General features: G+C 39.2%; 11 protein-coding genes. 8 read left to right on the top strand and 3 right to left on the bottom strand.

What is annotated here, in order from left to right; genetic code table 11:
- Positions 1 to 1378 precede the first annotated feature (1378 nt).
- Complete coding sequence (locus NPX98_RS01035; RefSeq protein ID WP_269022106.1) at positions 1379 to 6124, bottom strand: translocation/assembly module TamB domain-containing protein; 4746 nt, start codon at positions 6122 to 6124, stop codon at positions 1379 to 1381.
- Complete coding sequence (locus tag NPX98_RS01040) at positions 6124 to 8055, bottom strand: autotransporter assembly complex protein TamA (RefSeq protein ID WP_269022108.1); 1932 nt, start codon at positions 8053 to 8055, stop codon at positions 6124 to 6126. The genes NPX98_RS01035 and NPX98_RS01040 overlap by 1 nt, the downstream gene beginning before the upstream one ends.
- 620 nt (positions 8056 to 8675) lie before the next feature.
- Here NPX98_RS01040 and NPX98_RS01045 point away from each other — a divergent pair.
- Positions 8676 to 10208 carry a YifB family Mg chelatase-like AAA ATPase gene (locus NPX98_RS01045; protein WP_269022110.1) on the top strand — a complete coding sequence of 511 codons (1533 nt, stop codon included), beginning with the start codon at positions 8676 to 8678 and terminating at the stop codon, positions 10206 to 10208.
- 11 nt (positions 10209 to 10219) lie between these two features.
- On the opposite strand, the gene NPX98_RS01050 is transcribed toward NPX98_RS01045, so the two are convergent.
- Positions 10220 to 11083 carry a transporter substrate-binding domain-containing protein gene (locus NPX98_RS01050; RefSeq protein WP_269022111.1) on the bottom strand — a complete coding sequence of 288 codons (864 nt, stop codon included), beginning with the start codon at positions 11081 to 11083 and terminating at the stop codon, positions 10220 to 10222.
- Positions 11084 to 11472: 389 nt separating this feature from the next.
- On the opposite strand from NPX98_RS01050, the gene gyrB reads away from it, so the two are divergent.
- The 7 genes from gyrB to NPX98_RS01085 all read left to right on the top strand — a co-directional run bounded on the left by gyrB (position 11473) and on the right by NPX98_RS01085 (position 21825).
- Positions 11473 to 13902 carry a DNA topoisomerase (ATP-hydrolyzing) subunit B gene (gene gyrB / locus NPX98_RS01055; protein ID WP_269022112.1) on the top strand — a complete coding sequence of 810 codons (2430 nt, stop codon included), beginning with the start codon at positions 11473 to 11475 and terminating at the stop codon, positions 13900 to 13902.
- A 113-nt stretch (positions 13903 to 14015) separates the two neighbouring features.
- Complete coding sequence (ubiE, locus tag NPX98_RS01060; protein ID WP_269022113.1) at positions 14016 to 14798, top strand: bifunctional demethylmenaquinone methyltransferase/2-methoxy-6-polyprenyl-1,4-benzoquinol methylase UbiE; 783 nt, start codon at positions 14016 to 14018, stop codon at positions 14796 to 14798.
- 1 nt (position 14799) lies between these two features.
- Complete coding sequence (gene ubiB / locus NPX98_RS01065; RefSeq protein WP_269022114.1) at positions 14800 to 16386, top strand: 2-polyprenylphenol 6-hydroxylase; 1587 nt, start codon at positions 14800 to 14802, stop codon at positions 16384 to 16386.
- A 70-nt stretch (positions 16387 to 16456) separates the two neighbouring features.
- Positions 16457 to 17854 carry a bifunctional phosphopantothenoylcysteine decarboxylase/phosphopantothenate--cysteine ligase CoaBC gene (gene coaBC, locus NPX98_RS01070; protein WP_269022115.1) on the top strand — a complete coding sequence of 466 codons (1398 nt, stop codon included), beginning with the start codon at positions 16457 to 16459 and terminating at the stop codon, positions 17852 to 17854.
- Between the two features lie 574 nt (positions 17855 to 18428).
- Positions 18429 to 19133: a sulfate transporter family protein gene (locus tag NPX98_RS01075; protein ID WP_269022116.1), complete on the top strand. Its 705-nt coding sequence runs from the start codon at positions 18429 to 18431 to the stop codon at positions 19131 to 19133.
- Positions 19134 to 19584: 451 nt separating this feature from the next.
- Entirely contained in the window at positions 19585 to 20499 is a 915-nt protein-coding gene (gene accD / locus NPX98_RS01080) for an acetyl-CoA carboxylase, carboxyltransferase subunit beta (RefSeq protein ID WP_269022117.1), read from the top strand.
- Positions 20500 to 20505: 6 nt separating this feature from the next.
- The gene (locus NPX98_RS01085) at positions 20506 to 21825 is read left to right on the top strand and encodes a bifunctional folylpolyglutamate synthase/dihydrofolate synthase (protein WP_269022118.1); all 1320 of its coding nucleotides are present in this window, start codon (positions 20506 to 20508) and stop codon (positions 21823 to 21825) included.
- Positions 21826 to 21838: the final 13 nt, after the last annotated feature.

A 21838-nucleotide genomic window follows, 5' to 3' on the forward strand; every position in this document is an offset into this window, starting at 1 on the left:
GTTACAATTTAGAACGCAAAAGATCTCACAAGTGCCATAAATAGTTTTTTATAGCACTTTGAGAGTCAGTAGATTGAGACGTTAAACTTCTTTATAAGAAAGCGTTCTTTTGATCAGAAGAGTATCAATCTATAAGAAATCTCTTAGTTTTCCATGAAACAATGATAGAAAATAGAAATATGATCAGAAACAAATATCCTCCTCTGATAAACATTTTATCATCTACCTTTTAAGATAAAATTTTTATAAATATGCACGTTAGCAGAGTGCAGCTTTTTTTCAATGATTATCATCTTCTGCGCCTTCACAGCCAGCACACGGATTATGTGTGACGTTGTTAAGCATATTATTGATTAATATGCTTATTTTGCTCTCTCTATTGCTTTCATCTTTATTCTTAAATTCTACCCAGATTTATTTTATAAGCAAAGAAAGCAATAGTTTATCTCTGAACAACAGCGCAAAATCTATGCACGTCTTATGAAACAAAACGTTTTCTTTTACCAAAATAATACCTCATCCGATCTTCTTGCCCGTGTACCCCATAATACAACGGTAGCCTGCAATATTATTGATACCATTATCACAATTTGTACGTGATTTGCTCTCTGTTATCAGCCTTGTTCACGTTATGTTTATTCAAAATTTATGTTCATTACTATAGCCTTAACAAGTAGGCTCACGAGCATTTGTAGGGATTTGAATAGCTTTAAAACGCGTTTGTAGCCTCGTAGAAAAAACTTCCCTCTCTCTGAGAAGTAACAGAAAATGCTGTTGATACTCGTATGATAAAAGCTTTTTGCTTGAAAAATTAATGCAAAAACGCATAAACAAAGCCGTTTTTGATGTTGAAAAACAGACAAATAGCGTTCAATGATTGAAGTCATAATACTCTAATATTGGCAACACGCACCAACAGCGCCATATAGGTTATCTGTCTTTCCGGCGACCTCGCAAACCAACGAACAAAGGTTTCAAGATGAATTAATGTCCTTTAATTATGGCTTTACTTCTCTCCTATGAACTCCGCTAAAAAAGTTAGCAAATGTGCGCGTTAAAATTGAATTTGCTTTGGTTAGTATCAGTACGATATTAAAAAGTATTAGATATCTTATTCCTGTTACGAAACATAAAGAAGCTAGAAATCTTCATAAAACGTAAGCTTCTATTCATTTTGAACGTATTTCTTTTGCCTATACAGATGATGGACAAATGATGTTAAACGATATCACTCTGGAAAGATACGAAATAACCACTTGTTGAACAGGGAATCCTCTCCAGAATTACTGACGAAAGAAGAAAATTTCTATAAAAACTTCATCATATCCCATTCAAAAAGCAAACATTTTAAGCAATTAATGTTTAAAAATTTTAATATTTAATAGTCTCTTTCATAGAACAGACCAAAACTAGAATTGTTATCATTCCCTATTGCGCCTCTAGCTTTCAGATTTTTTGAAATATCCAAATTCGCTGTTCCTTTTGTCGTTCCATCCGATCCAGCTTCAAAACCTAAGTAAATATTATTATGGATATAGCGCCCAACACGTAAACCTGTATTACCCTTTTCATCAATGACAACATCAAGATCATCAAGACCGATTTTTGTGCGTAAAGAACTCAATAATGATGTATTTGTATTACCAGCACCTGCAAGTTCAGCAGCTGCTGACGCAAGCTGGGCAAGCTGAAACGGCGATAGTTCGCTAAGAGAGCGATTAAAAATCAAACGCGCCAACACTTCATCCTGTGGCAAAACAGGTTGTGAAGAAAAATAAACATCAAGATCACTAACATTTCCACTTACTGTTACAGTAACACGCGTATCTCCACTATTATGGTTGGCGACCAAATGAATAACTGGAATAAAACTACCGCTGAAAGTCGCTTGTCCTTGATCGAAATCGATACGTTGTGAAAGAATGTCAAAACGCCCGCGAATCATCTGCAACTCACCAAATGGACGTACATCATTCAATGGACCCTTAAAACTAACGAGTCCTCCCAACTCAACATCTAAGCCCCGACCCTGCACAAGAAACTTATTGTACGCATTAAGATGTATATCCAACTGTACAACAGAAAAAGTTTCTTTAGCAACAACGTCATTCTGGCTGTTACTCAGAACCTCTGCACGTTCAAGCGTTTTTTGAATCGGTTTGGTTAAATTCTTATGTTTAATATCAAGAAGTTTTCCTTTTTGAAAAGAATCGGGAAAAATAAACGCTCCTTTTTCAACTGTAAGATCACCACCAATAACAAGCCCACGCAAAAAATGACCAGTTATATTTGCATCACCTGTTAGCGTCATAAAAATCATAGATCCATCATTATAATTGGCGTGCTTAAGATGCAGAACCAAATCTGTTTTCAAATCGTTAGCAATATGGCCTGAAGCAGAAACAGAACCACCGCCCAAAAAATGAGCATCAGCGCGCTCTAAAGTAATATCATATCCCTTCAATTTTCCTTCAATCGCTATATTTTTCAGTCCAAAATTTGTTTGAGGATCAAAAAAACTGCCATTTGCCACGGTCAAATGTCCTTTCAACTGCAGCTGGGAGAACATACCACTGATAGCTGTATCAATTGTTGCACTTCCCATTAAATATGCTCCACGCCTAGCTAAGAAGGGATCAATTAAGATAAGAGGCATTGTACCTTTTACCTTCAAGTCAACTCCTGAATCATTCAGAGAAATATATCCATTTACGGAGCAATCCAATCCCTTGTATCCATTCGCCTTTATATGTTCAATATGAAGTGTCGAATTTTTATAAGAACCACGAGTACTTATGCTTACTGCTGCAGATCCCTTATGCGTCATAACTACCAAATCTTGAATAGAAAGGTCAAAATTAGCAGATAAATCCTTTAATTTTCCACCAATATCAACCGTACCAATCATTATTCCTCCCCAAAATTGCTCTTTGATAAAACTACTGGTCAAATGCTCAGATAAATCCTTTATTGTCTCACCAATAGAAACTTTATCCATCACCATTTTTTTAAGAAATTTTCCCTTCATCAAACTATTGGCCAAATGCGCAGAGAACTTTTGCAAATCGACATGCAGCTCAATCGTACCTTTATCTAAAGACACAGTTCCCTCTGCTTGCATCTGCAGCTTATCTCCTGCTAAATCTGTATACATAGTAAGGGTCTGATCGGCGAATCTACCTTTAGCAGAAAGCATAAAGGGCATTATTTGATCTTCTTGAAGAGCAGCTAGTGTTAGCTCTTGACCTTTTATATCATAAGTTATATCCGGTTTTGCAAAACTACCACTAATCATAACCTGCCCAGACAAAGTACCAACAGCTCCGAAATCGAGTTTCCACAAATCGACTAAAGCAACAGGAAGTGCACTTATTGTAAGATTTAAATTAAGGATATCATAAAAATCGCCCGAAAGCACAATCTCGCCTTCATTGACAGATAGCCCCAATTCATTCACCATCACCCCGTTGTCTTTATAAATAATTGTCGCTGGTTTGAGCAATGTTGCGTGAAGATTAGAATGCTTCACATCCACAGTTTCAATCTGTACAGTCTGTTTCACGCCTGCCGGCAATTCTTTCGTCAGCACACGACCAGCAAGCTGTGCACTTGTATCATCAGGCATCATCAGCTGCACATTAAAAACCGTCTGCCCATTGTCACCACTGGCGCGAGCATTTAAATGATTGATAATCATCAACGGTGTCTGGATATGCTCTGCATTGACAAAACCTTCAAACTGTATTGCGCCAAAAGGATCTAATATATCAGCCTGTATTGTTAATTTTTTGATTTCGTTCTCTGCAAATATTAAATGATCAATATTGGCCTTCAAATCGACTTTTTGTCTGCCATTTTTTTCATCTAAGATAAAATCTCCCTTCACACTTCCACTTCCTTCCTGCAAAAATAATGCAGAAAGTGTTGAGATATCATCAGCATCAATATGCAAGATTCCCTTTATAAAACCTTTAATTGTTTGAGAAAAACCACCAGTTATCGTTGCATGACCTCCTTTAACATTGAGATGTTGAAACTTCCAAATATGATTGGAATTGTTGAAGGAAGCAGATAGCTGCAATGGTTTTTCAGAAAAAGTTCCATCACCTTCAATAAAACCAATAAAAGAGGGGGAAACTGGTAATGTATTATCCATCAGTGCATTAATATTTAATGTTGTATTTTGAAGCTTTTTTCTAACCAAAAATGCTTCAGAAACATGAGCACGCGCACTAAGCATTATAAGATTATTATGCCCTCTGGCAGCACCTCGTATTGTGACTGCTCCACCTATTCTCGAATCCCAGACAGAAAGATCAGACATTTGCGCATCTAAATCTATCTTAGTATCTTTACTTGACAAATAGCCTTTGGCATTTACGTGGGCATGCTGATTTTTCAAATGCAAATGGCGTAGTATAATAAGACCTGTCGTATTCCGAGCAGCATTGCTTGAAAGAGTGAACTTTCCTTTTAATAAAGGATCAATAGTCTCTACGCCTATCTTCACGTTATCAGCAACACCTGATAGTCCGAAATCAAAGACACCACTGATTAAGCTAATACTTCCCTTAGCTTTAATATCTGCACTACCAGATAATGGTTGCCCGCTTAACAAGCTCAACGGTACTAATGTTTGCGCTTTTAAACCAAGATCGCCTTTAAAAACCAAACGATCCAGCTCTCCTTTTAACCAAACAGAAAAACCCTGAGCCGTAACGCTCAAATCATGGATAAGTGCTGGTTTTCCAGCTAAAATATCCGTATCTAAATGCACATGAACCGTTTGGTTTAGATCACCTGTAAGGACACCATTAGGATTCGTAACCCCTTGAAGAGTTCCACTAATCTGAATACCAACATGACGAGAAGCCGGATTATCAAGATTTTCGCTCACCCCTCCCATATCAAAAACCGCATCACGAATGAAAACATTGTCATTGCCCAAATGATGCATGACAAGCTGCCCCTTCCAAGTTTGTTGCCCTTTACGACCATAATCAATTGTTAAAGTAAGATTATCTGCACTTATCTTCTTTTCTACCAGCGGTAAATGTGCAGACTCTTTTTCCTTATCACGGAGAGCCATATTTCCATTAACAAAAAGCCGCCGCAAAAAGCCATCAGCTGTTATTTCAGCATTGGCCATAAAATTCATCAATTGGCTCTGAAGTGTCATATGATCAAGACGCATTACACCTTCTTTGGTCATCATTGCCTGTGCTTGTAATGCAACTTCAGATTCAAATTGGCTACGATATTGAGCTGGTATAAAAAGACCTATGGTGCCCGCTAACTTTGTAGAAAGACTATAACCTTCTGAAGAACGCGCAAGAATAACACTGCCATCTAAAACAGGCTGATGATTAGCCTTTAAATGAAGCGTAACGCTTAAATCATCCAAAGTGCCCTCACCTTGAATAGCGAGATTTAATGCAGGACGTTTTTCAACATTAAGCACATTAGCTACGATACCATTTTGTGGCTCATCGGCAGTAATATCAATTTTAGCTATGCTACTGTTATTAGATATTTTCGCAAGAAGAAACAAATAACCAGGCGCATCTAAGCGATGAACCGCTATATCCACATCCAAATCACCACTGATTAAGGCTAAATGTCCTTTTAACGACACATCGGAAGAAAGACCAAAAAAGTCTTGTTTAAAAGCAACATGCTTAGCGATCAGCGCATTTATAGACACATCTAATAGCAATTTTGGTATGGTAAACACACCAGATTCAGTGGAAGTAAAGCTCTGTGGTTTACGTAAAAACGTAATACGTTCCATCGAAAGCTGATCAATCTCTATACGCCCCCTCATCAATGCTAAGCGTCTCCAATTCATCTTAGCATTGGCAATTTCAAGCCAAACACCCCGATCATCACTTATAGTAATAACGCCAATTGACGCTTGAGAAGACAATACCCCCCGCACATTATGCATACGTACCTGGTGATTAGGTGCTGAAAGTTTGCGCTCAATAAAAGAAACAAGCCATGAAGAATCATCTACTATTGCTTCACGAAAAGGCATATTGCCTTTCTGCAAAACAAGAAGGGAGCATATAAAAAGGATAAAAAATCCAAATAAAAAAATTCCCAAACGCAATATTTTTTTCATTAGAATGCTTGCCCTATACCCACATAAAAACCAAAGCGAGGATCACCCTCCTCTCGCTTAAGAGGAAAGGCTAAATCAAACCGTAAGGGACCAAGGCCTGTCACGTAACGACCTCCAATACCAGCTCCCCATTTAATTTCTGAAGGATCAAAACGCATCTTTTCCGCTACCAAACCACCATCAATAAAACTGACAAATGCAATTCGATCATTCAAAGCAAAACGGACTTCTGCTGAGCCTTCAACAAGCGCCTTTCCCCCAATAACCACATCATTTTCTTTTCTGATACCAATATTGCGATAAGCGTAACCGCGAACAGATCCACCACCACCAGCCCAAAAAAGCATATTTGAAGACAATTGAGCCGCATCAGCTCCAATAACCGCCCCTAATTTTGCCCTTGTTGCAAAAACAAAACGATCTTTTGCATCAAATGACCAATAAGAACGGCCTTCCATAGTTATTTTTGTCATAAAATTGTCAAATCGTAATTCATAAAATGGTGCAAGAACCGCTTCCCCATACAGACCTTTTGTTGCATCTAATTTGTTATCACGACTATCATAAGTCAAACCACCCAATAGCCCCATTGCCGTAAAATAACGACTCCCAAAATAGTCATCGTGCGAATAACCGTTTGTGATAAATGCGGAAACGTTCCCTGATAAATTATCATTAAAAATATGCGTAATACCCCACTTTCCTCCAAAAACTGTTGTGGCATAATTATCTAGGATATCTTGTTGCATTTGCAGCTGTGCCCTAAAGTCTGTATCTGGTGTGATTATACCGGGCTTTATAAATATTGTTCTCAATTGTACTCTTTTACTTCTAACACCACTTATTTTAGTTTCAATTTTAAGGCTCTCTGCATGGCCAAAAAGATTTCTATGTATAAAATAAGCTTCTAAACCCGCACCATCTAATGTCGAATAGCCGCCACCAATACCAAAACGCTGTGGCTTACGCTCTTCCAAAACAAGCGTCAATGGCAAACGACCATCGGGATTAATTGTATCAGCCTCTTGTATATTCACAGCTCGAAAAACATTAAGGCGAGCAAGCCGGTCATTAGCTTTGATCAATATATCAGGATTGTATTCCTGACCTGGCTTCAATCCTGTCATCCATTCAATATAAGCTAAGTCCATACGTGGTTTTTCACTCACATTACGCACATTTAAAAAACCATAATATGTCTTGCGATCAGGATTAATTGTAATCTGCGTATCAATAAGATGTGCAGCGTGATCTGCAACTATATCACGCCCGATAATGCTCGCCTTAGCATAACCTTGTTGACGCCACCCCTCTATTGCCCATCGTTCTGCTTTCAGAATGGTATCAGATTTCGCAACAGCGCCAATCTGATAGTCTAAATCTTCGATTGATACCATTTTACCTGTTTTATCTTTTGTGTGTAAAGCAGCTTTATTAATACGCGCAGAACTAAAAACGTACTGAGGGCCAGCATCAATCAGAATGACAATATGAGATTGAGCCGGCAATTGAGTCATAGGATTTAAATCCGCAACTTCTACTCCATTAACTTTAATACTAATGACACCACCATAACGCCCATCAGCATGAAGAGCAGAAAGAATTGCCTGATAATCTGACCGAGCTTTAGCCAATAAGCTAGAAGAATTAGGCAACACCTTATCTTTATCAGCAACAAGAGCAGATACATCCTTAACTATTTTTACGCCCACAGACGATGCACCCGGCCGTGCCACAACCTCAACCTTGTAGGATTTTGCTGTATCACTAACATTATAGGGAGATGAATTTGACTTTTTTCCATCCCAAAAGCGAATACCAAAAAGCTCAAACGCCGCAAGCGGCTGTGAAAAAGCAAAAATGAAGCATAAGCTTACAAATACCTTGGGCAAAATTCCTGATTTCAACGAAACTCTTGTATGACATATCATAAAATCAGATACTCTTATTAAATACTTTAATACTGTTTTCTATCAATAGCATCAAAAAAGACAAACATGTCTCTCTTTTCAGGTTTTTCATGCGTTTAACGACATTGGATAATATTTATTCGTTTAAGATGCATAATAATTGTACTTTTTCATAGGATGCACTGTAGAACAAAATAGTTTTCCTTTAACATATTAATCTGACTCATTCTAAACGTTTTTTCTACCAATAATGTCGAATAAAAAACAAACATGCCTCTCCTTTTAAGAGTTTTTCATGATTTAACGAAATCGGACAATATTCATAATTCATAGCTAAAATGCATAATGTTGTACTTTTCTTGCGTACTCACACAATTAAAGATTATTGTGAAAATAGTCTTTAATTCTGACATCTCCATATTTATACTACTCATTTATACTACTCAATTCTAAACGTTTTATTGATCCCTATGTTATACGGTTAAATTTATGCAAACTCTTCCTCTATAATCGTATGATTAAGACACCGACATATGTTCTGCGTATATAGATCTCTCTGTCCAAAAGACCATACAGCTACATCTTGATTTTTATGCGCATATGTGATCTGTTCCATCATAATAAAAGGAGAGGGGGAATCGATGATCGCACGAGTCACGACAGTTGCCTTTCTTGGTTTAGAAGCAGTTCCTGTTGATGTACAGGTTATGATTGCATCCGGAAAAATAGGAATGGCTATCGTGGGGTTGGCAGATAAAGCTATCGCTGAAAGCCGTGAACGCGTGCAAGCAGCTCTTCATGCCTGTGGGCTTTCTATGCCTAACAAACGAATTACCATCAATCTTGCACCAGCTGATTTACCTAAAGAAGGTTCACATTATGACCTACCAATTGCGATAGGCTTAATGCTTGCTATGGAGCTTCTACCCCCTGAAGTAGCACAAGATTACATCATTCTAGGCGAATTATCTCTAGATGGCTCTATTAACGCCGTTAATGGTGTTTTACCAACCGCAATAACAGCTTTATCACTTAATAAAGGATTAATCTGTCCTTACCAATGCGGACCTGAAGCTGCGTGGGCAGATGCAGAAATGAATATTGTCGCCCCCAATTCTCTTCTCACTGTGGTTAATCATTTTAGAGGAACTCAAATTCAAAACCGGCCACAACCACGCCAATACACGATCCAAACTGAACTACCAGATCTTTCCGAAATTAAAGGACAAAAAACCGCCAAACGTGCTTTAGAAGTTTGTGCAGCTGGGCGGCATAATCTCTTGTTTGTTGGCCCTCCTGGAGCAGGAAAGTCTATGTTAGCCCAACGATTACCTTCTATTTTACCGCCTCTTGATAGTCGTGAACTTTTAGATGTTTCCTTGATTGCTTCTATCACAGGAGAAACAGTCCATAAAACTATTTCACTCCATTGCCCCTTTCGTTCTCCGCATCATTCTGCCTCTATGGCAGCAATGGTTGGTGGTGGTCTCAAAGGACGACCAGGAGAAGTATCGCTTGCTCATAATGGCGTTTTATTTCTTGATGAATTGCCTGAATTTTCCCCACAGGTTCTTGATTCTCTTCGTCAACCCTTAGAAAGCGGAGAATGTATTATAGCCCGTGCCAATCACCATATTAGCTATCCTGCCCGGATCCAACTCATTGCTGCTATGAACCCTTGTCGATGTGGAATGGCAGGTGAAAAAGGCCATGTTTGTTCCAAAGGAATACGTTGTCAAACCGATTATCAGTCTCGTATTTCTGGTCCTCTACTTGATAGAATTGACTTACGTATTGATGTCCCTGCTTTAACAGCTATGGATCTCATGCAACCCGAACAATCAGAAAAAAGCTGTAACGTTGCAAAACGTGTCGCACGGGCTCGCGCCATCCAAAGCGAACGTTTTACGACACTAGGCTTTGCCCATATTCGCACCAATGGTGATTGCCCTGCCAAAGTCATTGAACAAATTGCTATACTAGACAAAAAAGCAGCCAAATTATTGCGAGATGTTAGTGAAAAAATGCAACTTTCCGCACGTGCCTATCATCGCATTCTCAAAGTTGCACGCACTATCGCTGATCTTGATGAATCATACCATCTCTCACGCCATCATCTCGCGGAAGCTATTTCCTATCGATTAGGCAATGAAAGATTAACAGCTACTGCCTAACCAATTATTTCTCAATAAAAATTAATCGGAAAATAACGCAAATAAAGCTCTGTAAGTTTTCCATCACGCTCCAAAGCCTTTAGAGCATAATTAAACACATCAACTAATTTTGTATTATTTTTTGCAACAGCAATTCGCATCCCTTCCCCTAACAATTGCGGAGCCATATAAGCACCTCCAACAAAAGAGCAGCAACGCGCTAATTGTGGATCATTTAACCATACAGATAACGCAAAGCCATCGTCGAAAACAAGATCAATTTCATGATTCTGTAATGCTTTATAAAGCTCTGTCCTACTCCTAAATCCTTGCCATTTGGCTTTGGGAAAATAACTATGAAACAGTTTTTCATGAGCACTCTTGAATATAAATCCACTTTTTAAATATACAAGCTTATTGCTTATCGGCTCAGCAAGACTCAAAGACAAAGAAGAAACAAACCGTGCAGGAAAACGTAAATAAGTTTGGGTAAAAACAAGATCCTGATATGTTGCATCTGTTTCTTTTAACCCAGAAATAACAGCTTCCGCTCCACCATTTTTGACATAATCTACCAGATCTTCCCAAGGAAGAACTTCCACTTCACACACTGTTTCAAGCTTCAATTTTTCGCAAATAGCACGCAATAAATCAATATTATAACCTGCAATACGTCCTGTTTTATCAAGAAAATTAAAAGGTGGAAAATCAAAAGTGGTTACAAAACGTAAACGCGTTATATCCGTTGTATCAGGCCGCACCAAACGTTCATGCGAATTTAAAAAAGAAGGGAGCCTTCCCGCCGTTTCAGCCCATAAAAAAGGTGGAAAGAACAATGGACAGGTTATACATAAAACTTTAATAAAAGTTTTTGATCTGCCTATGAATCTTTTCATTGTTAAATCATCCTCCTCGATTCCTCAAAGCTAAAATACTATCCGCTCCAATGACAGTATCTAATACGCCTAGCCGAAATATCTGGCTCTTTACAATTCAGATAAAATGTTTGACAATCTGACATTTCTAAAATTGTCAGAAAATTTAATAATTTCCGTATATTTTAGAAATATATAAACGCAAAAAAAATAATAGCGCAACAGCACTTGCGCATACAAAAATCATAACATCTACTATATAAACCTCTATTATATATTTGACAAATATTGAATATAGTCTCGATATACGGTACATGTTTAACGGAGTTATTCCATAAACCATCAGATAAGATGTAATACTTGGAATGCGCTGATAAAATATGCAACTAAACACAGAAATGGATTGACTTATGAGTGATGAAACAACCTCACCAGAATGTGGTGACTATGGTGCCGCTTCCATCAAAGTTCTCAAAGGTCTTGACGCTGTGCGCAAACGTCCTGGCATGTATATCGGTGATACAGATGATGGCTCAGGTCTACACCATATGGTTTACGAAGTCGTAGACAATGCTATTGATGAAGCTTTAGCCGGTCACGCCACCCTTGTAAATGTTACTCTCCATGCAGATGGGTCCTGTTCTGTTCGTGACAATGGGCGTGGAATTCCAACTGATATTCATCCAACAGAAGGTATTTCCGCAGCTGAGGTCATTATGACACAACTTCATGCTGGTGGAAAATTTGACCAGAATTCTTATAAAGTTTCAGGAGGGTTACACGGCGTTGGTGTTTCTGTTGTCAATGCACTGTCAGCTTGGTTGCAATTAAAGATCAAGCGAAATGGAAAAATCCATGAAATGTCATTTACCCATGGTATTGCCGATGCTCCACTTAAGATTGTTAGTGATTGTGATGCAGAAAGCGGAACAGAAATCCGCTTTCTGCCAAGTTCCGAAACCTTCACCATGATTAAATTTGATTTCGAAACATTGGAACGCCGTTTACGCGAATTAGCCTTTTTAAATTCTGGTGTACATATTCTTCTTATTGACCAACGCCATGCTGATGTTTGTTCAGTAGAATTACACTATGAAGGTGGACTTGTTGAATTTGTCAAATATATTGATCAATCGAAAAAATCGCTAATTGATGATCCTATTTATATTGCAAACGAAAAAGACGGGATAAGTGTTGACGTTGCTCTGTGGTGGAATGATTCCTACCATGAAAAAGTATTGTGTTTTACCAACAACATTCCTCAGCGTGATGGAGGAACGCATCTAGCAGGTTTCCGCAGCGCCTTAACACGCCAAATCAATGGCTATGCTGAATCTTCAGGCATTGTAAAAAAAGAAAAAATCAATTTAACTGGTGATGATTGCCGCGAAGGATTAACAGCTATCCTTTCAGTCAAAGTTCCTGATCCCAAATTTTCCTCTCAAACAAAAGATAAATTGGTTTCTTCTGAGGTGCGTCCTGTTGTTGAAAATTTGGTGAATGAGGGACTTTCAGCATGGTTAGAAGAACATCCTAATGAAGCAAAAATTCTTATTAGTAAAGTAATAGAAGCCGCAGCAGCACGCGAAGCAGCACGCAAAGCACGTGAACTCACACGAAGAAAAGGAGCTCTCGATATCACGTCCCTCCCAGGCAAGCTTGCTGATTGCCAAGAACGCGATCCTACAAAATCGGAAATCTTTATTGTTGAGGGAGATTCGGCAGGGGGTTCAGCTAAAAGTGGACGTTCACGCCAGAATCAAGCAATTTTGCCTTTACGTGGTAAAATTCTCAACGTTGAACGGGCACGGTTCGACCGGATGCTTTCATCTGAGATGATCGGAACGCTTATCACCGCTCTTGGCACTTCTATCGGTAAGGACGAATTTGCGCCCGATAAATTGCGTTATCATAAAATCATCATTATGACAGATGCGGACGTCGACGGTGCCCATATCCGTACACTGCTTCTCACTTTCTTTTTTAGGCAAATGCCTGAACTCATTGAACGCGGTCACCTTTATATTGCTCAACCACCTCTTTATAAAGTATCACGTGGAAAATCCTTCCAATATATCAAAAATGAAGCAGCATTCGAAGAATTTCTGATTGATGCCGGATTGGAAGATACAACATTAGAATTATCAACGGGTGAAATTTGTGCAGGCACTGATTTACGCCGGCTTACTGAAGATGCCCGTACGTTACGCCAACTTTTAAACGGTCTTCATACCCGCTATGATCGTACTATTGTTGAGCAAGCAGCTATTGCGGGTGTTTTCAAGCCTGAAGCTCTTGCAACACCAGAAAAAGCACAGAACACAGCAGATAATGTATCACGTCGTCTTGATTTAATTGCCGACGATATGGAACGCGGCTGGAATGGCTATAACACACAAGATGGAGGATTGTGTTTTGAACGCATTTTGCGTGGCGTTAAAGATACTGTTACTCTCGATGCAGGGCTTATCAATTCAGCAGATGCGCGCCAAATTGATCGCCTTTCCCAAAACCTTATAGAAATCTATAGTCCGCCACCCCTCCTGCACCGCAAAGATAAGTCAGAACGCATTTTTGGGCCCACTAGTTTATTAGAAAGCATTTTTACAAACGGTAAAAAAGGCATCACTCTACAGCGTTATAAAGGACTTGGAGAAATGAATGCTGAACAGCTTTGGGAAACAACCCTTGATCCTGACGCGCGTTCTCTTTTGCAAGTTAAAATTAATGATGCAACCGATGCAGATTCACTCTTTTCTCGTTTAATGGGTGATGAAGTTCAACCACGTAGAACCTTTATTCAAGATAATGCCCTAAGTGTTGCTAATCTTGATATCTAAAGACACTCTTATTTTGAGCTGTTTAAACCTCGTGGTTTTGATATTACTTTTTCGTATGTAGGCATTTTTCTATACTTCATTTACGATAAAGAAAAATAAGAAAGGTCACATACATGACAGCTGAAACAGAACGTGTAGGAGTCAAAGGAGGCATGGAGCATTCTTTTGGCTTTACAAAAGTTGACGAAACTCAAAAACAATCCATGGTAGATGGTGTATTTCATTCTGTTGCTGAAAACTATGACAGAATGAATGATATTTTATCTCTCGGATTACATCGTGTGTGGAAAAATTCCATGGTCGCGTGGCTTTCCCCGCCTGCGCTATCTGGCTGGAAAGTTCTTGATGTGGCTGGCGGTACTGGCGATATCGCTTTTCGCATTTTCAACGCCTCACGCCAAAAAGCACATGCCACAGTGCTTGATATTAATAGCTCAATGCTGAGCATTGGCAAAAAACGTGCACAAAAAAATGGTCTAACCTCTTTTATTGACTTTGTTGAAGCCAATGCAGAACATCTTCCTTTTGAGGATCAAAGCTTTGATGCTTACACTATTGCCTTTGGAATCCGCAATGTACCACATATTGATAAAGCTCTTACTGAAGCCTTTCGTGTTTTAAAACCAGGTGGGCGTTTTTTATGTTTAGAATTTTCAAATGTTGAAATGCCTTTGCTTGACAAGGTTTACGATCTTTGGTCCTTCCATGCTATTCCTCGACTTGGCCAACTAATTGCAGGTGATCGTGACGCATATCGTTATTTGGTTGAATCCATTCGAAAATTTCCTAAGCAGGATGATTTTGCCTCTATGATCAGTCATGCAGGCTTTTCACGAGTATCTTATCGCAATCTCACAGGTGCCATTGCAACATTGCATTCAGGCTGGAAGATCTAAAATGGCGCAAATTTCCACTTATTTTCAATTGGTACGTGCAGGATGGATTTTAGCACGTGAAGGAGTTCTTAGCGCTCTCCCAAATGATAACCTTCAAGGATTCCCAGCAGCGTGTCATCGTGTAGCAAAAGCTTTAGCGCGGCGCAAAACAAAAAAAAAGCACCGTTCTGAAAATCTAACACACGCTATTAATAAGCTTGGTCCTTCTTACGTCAAGCTTTGTCAATTTCTTGCAACAAGACCCGATATTGTTGGACACGATATTGCAGCAGATCTAGAACAACTCCAAGATCGTGTACAAACATTTCCCTGCACAGCTGCCATTGATCAAATTGAAAATTCTCTTGGCCGCTCTATCAATGATTTATTCATAGACTTTCACCCACCCATTGCCGCCGCTTCTGTTGCCCAAGTTCATCCAGCTGAATACTACGATAAGACAGGCCGCAAAAAAAAATGTGCCGTTAAAGTTATCCGCCCTAATATCAGAGCACGTTTTGCAAAAGATCTTAAAAGCTTCTATCTCATTGCCAATTTACAAGAGCGTTATGTGCCTGCCTCTCAGCGCCTCCGGCCTGTTTGTGTCGTTGATACTTTGGCACACACCATACGGATTGAAATGGATTTACGTTTAGAAGCAGCCGCCTTTTCGGAAATGGCTGAAAACACTAAACATGATGCTAACTTCCGGGTACCCGCAATTAACTGGGAAAGAACGGGACGAAATGTTCTAACAATGGAATGGATCGATGGCATAAAACTGTCTGATATTCCAGCACTCAAAAAAGCTGGTTTTGATTTGAAAGCTTTAGCAGTGACACTTATGCAATCTTTCCTCCGTCATGCTTTGCGTGATGGCTTTTTTCATGCCGATATGCATCCTGGCAATTTATTTGTAGATCCGCAAGGATGTATTGTTGCCGTTGATCTAGGAATTACAGGACGGCTTAGTAAAAAAGAAAAACATTTTCTTGCTGAAATTATTTACGGCTTTATCACCCGCGATTACCATCGTGTGGCACGCATTCATTTTGAAGCAGGTTATGTCCCTCCTCATCATAGCATAGAGGACTTTGCCCAAGCTATCCGTGCTATTGGTGAACCCATTCACGGACAACCCGCGCAAAGCATTTCTATGGCCAAATTGCTCACACTCTTGTTTGAAATCACTGAATTATTTGATATGCAAACACGGCCGGAGCTTTTATTGCTACAAAAAACTATGGTTGTTGTGGAAGGTGTCGCTCGTACATTGGATCCAGACTTTAATATGTGGCAAACCTCTGAACCAGTTGTTAAAGAATGGATAGGAAAAAATTTAGGGCCTGTGGGACTTCTCAAAGACTTTAGCGAAGGAGCAGAAGCTTTGATTTCTCTAGCGCGTAAAACACCGCAATTGATACACAGCTTTCAAAAGATAGAAGAAGAACTCTGCCAAATAACAAAAACAGGACTCCATCTTTCTCCTCTCACCCTCAAACAACTTGCCTTCGAACAAAGTCGTGCTAAACGTTCTAGTCACTATAGCTTATTCATGATCACTCTTTGTTCCATTTTTATCACTTTTTTTCTTTTTCAGCTTTTATAATATACGCAATATGTTAAAAAAATACACTTGATAAAATCATTGCAATCATTTTATCTCTTTGGATTATTATATGGCCAGTATTACCATTCGCAATCTTTCATCTGAAGTAAAAGAATCTTTGCGCATGCGTGCCGCAAAAAATGGCATTTCTATGGAAGAAGAAGCGCATCGCCTGTTAAGCAATCCCACCGTACCATCATCCATCCCAGTATTTCAAGCAAGCACTGTCGAAATGCAATCATTGCAATCAAAATCTATTCTCCTCATTATCGGTGGTGGTATTGCCGCCTATAAATCACTGGACCTCATTCGCCGTTTGCAAGAACGGGGAGCGCGATTAAATGTTATTATGACAAAAGCAGCGCAAAAATTTATTACCCCTTTAGCCGCTGAAGCCCTGAGCGGTAGCACTGTGTATAGCGATTTATTTTCACGCAAAGAAGAACATGATATTGGGCATATCCGGTTAGCACGTGCTGCCGATTTAATTATTTTAGCACCAGCTACCGCTAACCGCATTGCCAAAATAGCCACTGGCATAGGAGATGATCTGGCTAATTGTGTTCTTTTAGCTGCACGCTGTCCACTCTTGATTGCACCGGCCATGAATCCAGCCATGTGGACTCACCCTGCAACTGTCCGCAATGTTGCACAATTACGTTCAGATGGGGTTCATATGGTCGGACCGGAAATTGGCGAAATGGCAGAACGAAATGAAGCAGGCTGGGGGCGCATGAGCGAACCCTTAACTATTGTGGCCGCAGCGGAAGCGCTTTTAAGTACGCACAAAAAATCACTTTCCGGCCGCCATTTTATCGTTACTTCTGGTCCTACCCATGAACCAATTGATCCAGTACGTTATCTTGCAAACCGCTCATCGGGAAAACAAGGTCATGCAATTGCAACTGCCTTAGCTCATTTAGGCGCAACAGTGACGCTTATTTGCGGTCCGGTTGATCTTCCAGATCCACAAGAAGTAAAAACCATTCATGTTGAAACAGCCTGTCAGATGTTACAAGCTGTTCAAACGGCATTGCCAGCTGATGGAGCCATTTTTGTTGCCGCCGTTTGCGACTGGCGCAGCCAAACGAAATCTGTACAAAAAATCAAAAAGGATGCTCATAAAAAGCCTTTATCTTTGCATATGGTTGAAAATCCTGACATTCTAGCAATAATCGGCCATGCTCCAAATCGCCCCAGACTTGTGATTGGGTTTGCAGCAGAAACTTGTGATATTATCGTCAATGCACAAAAAAAATGTATTCAAAAAGGTGCAGATTTCATTCTTGCAAATGATATTTCTTTCCATGCGGATGGCACAAGCGTTATGGGTGCTGATAGCAATCAAATCTGTTTTGTCAGCAAAGAAAAAGTTGAACAATGGCCAAGCATGAGCAAACAACAGGTTTCTGAAAAATTGGCTAATATTATTGTATCCCTTTTCTGCTCTCCTGCTTCTGCTGATTAAAATTAAAAAGATCTTTTTAATTTTAAATGAAAGAAAAGTGCTTTGTCAGATTTTATGCTGTTAGAAAAATACAAAACATAATAGTAAACTAGCCCGTTTCTCCCAATAATGTAATGTAAAGATATCCGCCCCCCCTAGTGATGTTAAAGATATCTACACCTGTTATGAATTAGCTGAACGACAGTGTTTGCACAAAGAGAATCCAAAAATCACACGCTTCCAAAGATTGTTTCACGTGTAGCTCTTAAGAAAACTGGCATATAACACACTCCAATATCACGGACTTCCATTCCTCCATTTTCTCAAAAGACAGAAATATTTAGGTGCTTTCATTTAATTTCAGAAGAATGAGCTTACAGTGAGTTCCGATTACTTGGTTACTTATACAATTCACTTTATCAGCCTTATAGGAACTTCTACTTTGGTTTTCTATGACACATAAAGACCCAAAAATTCTGCTTCATGCGCTAAAACAATTATTATTCATAATGAATATAATTTACAAAGCAAATATAATGAGCATCTTCACTGATCGATCTCTTGTTTTCTCTTCTTTTTTTCTTACCTATTTTTTATGATTTTTACTGCTTCTTATCGCGCTCTACTATACCTTTTTACCCCACAATATCGCGCTATAATATTGAAAATATTGGGGCTTACTTTTATTATTCTCGTTATCATATGGTTATCTGCACGCCAACTTTTTATAACCTATTTTTGGCCTTGGATTGCGCAATTCTTTCCTGAAATACCAAATTGGGCAGGGTGGTTAGGATTAAGCTCATTGCTTATTTTTAATCTGGGTCTGGCTTTACTTATAACATTTTTGATTGTTCCAATTACAGCTATGATTGGTAGTTTCTTCATTGATGCTGTTGCTGAAATCATTGAAAAAAAAGATTATCCAAATGAACCTATCGGGCAAACTATGCCGTTTGGGCGCTCCCTCATTCTTTCCTTAAAGTTTCTTCTTTTAAGTCTTTGCGGCAATGGAATCGTTCTTATTTTGTTTTTCGTACCAGCTATCAATTTGATCGCATTCTATGTTATAAATGGCTATTTATTTGGCCGTGAATATTTTGCGTTTGCCGCCTATCGTTTTAGATCCACGCAAGATGCTCACGCTTTTTTACAGTTCCATCGTATAACAGTTTTTGGCGCGGGGCTGCTGATAGCATTCTTTATTTCCATTCCTGTTCTTAATTTAGTAACACCCCTTTTTGCAGCTACCCTTATGACAAATTTACATAAAATGCTTTCTCATCACACTCCCACATAATAATAATAGAACCACCCAATAGCTCCATATTAAGCATATATCGCTCGTGTTGATGATTCACGACAAGAAGCTTTTCCTACCAGCAAACAGGAAACAGAATTAAATTTTTCTGTTCTATTTCGTAGCTATATTACCAATTACCAATCAATTATCCAGCCCCTAAAATCATATATCCTTATCCGTTGCAGTGAGAATTGACATTAAAACAAAAAAACAAGTAAAATATACCGGTAAAATTTCTTGCAGATTCGTTATGGGGAGCATTCTTATTCAAATCATTACTGACTACACTGAATAAACAAAGGATGATAGAGTTAAAGCTGTACGTATACTTATGAAAGTGAAAGAATTAGATTAAGCGAACTTTTCAGCTAATACATGCAACCAATCAATCCCATATTCCATCAAACCATACTTTCACGTGTATAACATCTCAAAAGAGGCTATAAAGATGAACTGGATTACAAATTATGTTCGTCCTAAAATCAACTCTATATTAGGGCGCCGCGAAATTCCAGACAATCTATGGATTAAAGATCCTACCAGTGGTGAAATGGTGTTTCATAAAGATCTGGAGGCTAATCAACAAGTTTTTCCTGCTTCCGGATATCATATGCGCATTAGTGCCAAAAATCGTCTCATGCATTTTTTTGATGATGGTGTTTATACACTCCTTGAAAATCCAAAAGTTGTAACGGACCCTTTAAAATTCCGCGATGAAAAACGCTATATTGACAGATTAAAAGACTATCGTTCCAAACTTGGTGTTGATGATAATATTTTAAGCGCGCGGGGCACCATTGAAGGCCTGCCGATTATTGCGACTGTTCAAGACTTTGCCTTTATGGGTGGTTCTCTTGGTATGGCCTCAGGTGAAGCTATCGTAAAAGCTTTGCAAACTGCCGTTGCCGAAAAATGCCCTTTGGTTCTTTTTGCTGCTTCAGGTGGAGCACGTATGCAAGAAGGAACACTATCACTAATGCAAATGCCTCGTACAACAGTAGCAGTTGAAATGATGAAAGAAGCTAAACTTCCCTATGTTGTGGTTCTAACAAACCCTACCACAGGTGGTGTTACTGCTTCTTATGCCATGCTTGGTGATATCCACATTGCTGAGCCTGGCGCCATGATTGGGTTTGCAGGTCCACGTGTCATCCAACAAACTATTCGTGAAACATTGCCCGAAGGTTTCCAAAGTAGTGAATATCTACTTGAGCATGGCATGATTGATATGGTTGTATCGCGTTTAGAATTGAAAACCACCATTGCACGACTTTTACGCCTTATGATGAAATGTCCCGCAGTTCTTGAGCCTTCTAATCCATCTCCGACCGAAGCACCGCTTTCTGAAACAAAAGCAGCTTAAAAAACTATGACACAAAACCGTGTGCAAAAGGTGCTAGATGCTTTACTGGAAAATTATCCTAAAAAATTTGATTTTTCTTTAGATCGTATTTACCGTCTTCTAGAACGTCTCGGCAACCCTCATTTAAAACTTGCGCCTGTTATCCATATTGCCGGAACAAATGGAAAAGGATCTGCTTCAGCTATTTGTCGCGCTCTCTTGGAAAGCGCAGGCTACCGTGTTCATGTATACAGCTCACCTCATTTGGTCAATTGGAACGAACGCTGCAGACTGGGACAATCAGGAAATGGACAACTTGTCCCAGAAAATCAACTTGCTGAAATAATTCAAGGAGTTATAGACGTAAACCGTAAAGAATCAATCACTATTTTTGAAATTTTCACAGCAGCTGCTTTTATGCTGTTTAGCACATATCCAGCTGATGCAGTAATTTTAGAAGTTGGATTAGGAGGACGTTTTGACGCCACCAATGTGATTCATAAACCAGCTGTATCTCTTATCATGCCCATTGATTACGACCATGAAACATTTCTTGGCAACTCAATTGCACAAATCGCTTTTGAAAAAGGAGGTATTATCAAACCAACAGTTCCTGTAGTCATTGGAAAACAAAATCATGAGATCACTCATTCTGTCTTAAATGCCATTGCTGATAAAAACAAAGCGCCCTATCATATTTTTGGGCAAGATTATCAAAGTTATGAAGAACATGGACGCATGGTATTCCAAAACACTCAAGGTTTAATGGATTTGCCACTGCCTAACCTCGTTGGTGCGCATCAAATTGCAAATGCCGGCGCTTCTATTGAAGCTATTTATCAAGCAGGTTTTCAGCTTTCAGAACAAACAATAAGCAAAGCTTTGCGAAATATTTACTGGCCAGCACGAATGCAACGTCTCACGCATGGTCGACTGGTTGATCAGCTTTCTCCCAATACGGCTTTGTGGCTGGATGGTGGCCATAATCCTGCGGCTGGAAAAGTTGTTGCAGAAGAACTTACCCGATGGAAAAAAAAATCTAATCGCCCCATTATTATGATTGCTGGCATGCTTAATACCAAAGATAATATCGGTTATTTTCGTCCTTTAACAAACCTCGTGGACAAAGTGTATACAATCCCCTTAGCCTCCAGCGATGCAGGTCTCTGTCCAATAGCTTTAGCCGATTCAGCCCAAAAAGCAGACCTTATTGCTAAACCACAAGCAAATCTACACGAAGCCCTAAATAATGTTCGCTTAGAGTATCAAAATGCAATCCTCTTTGTTGGAGGCTCTCTTTACCTTGCTGGCGATATTTTACGTGACAATGAAACACCACCATGCTAAAAATCCCTTTTCT

Source organism: Bartonella sp. A05, from assembly GCF_026930145.1.
Classification (GTDB): Bacteria; Pseudomonadota; Alphaproteobacteria; order Rhizobiales; family Rhizobiaceae; genus Bartonella.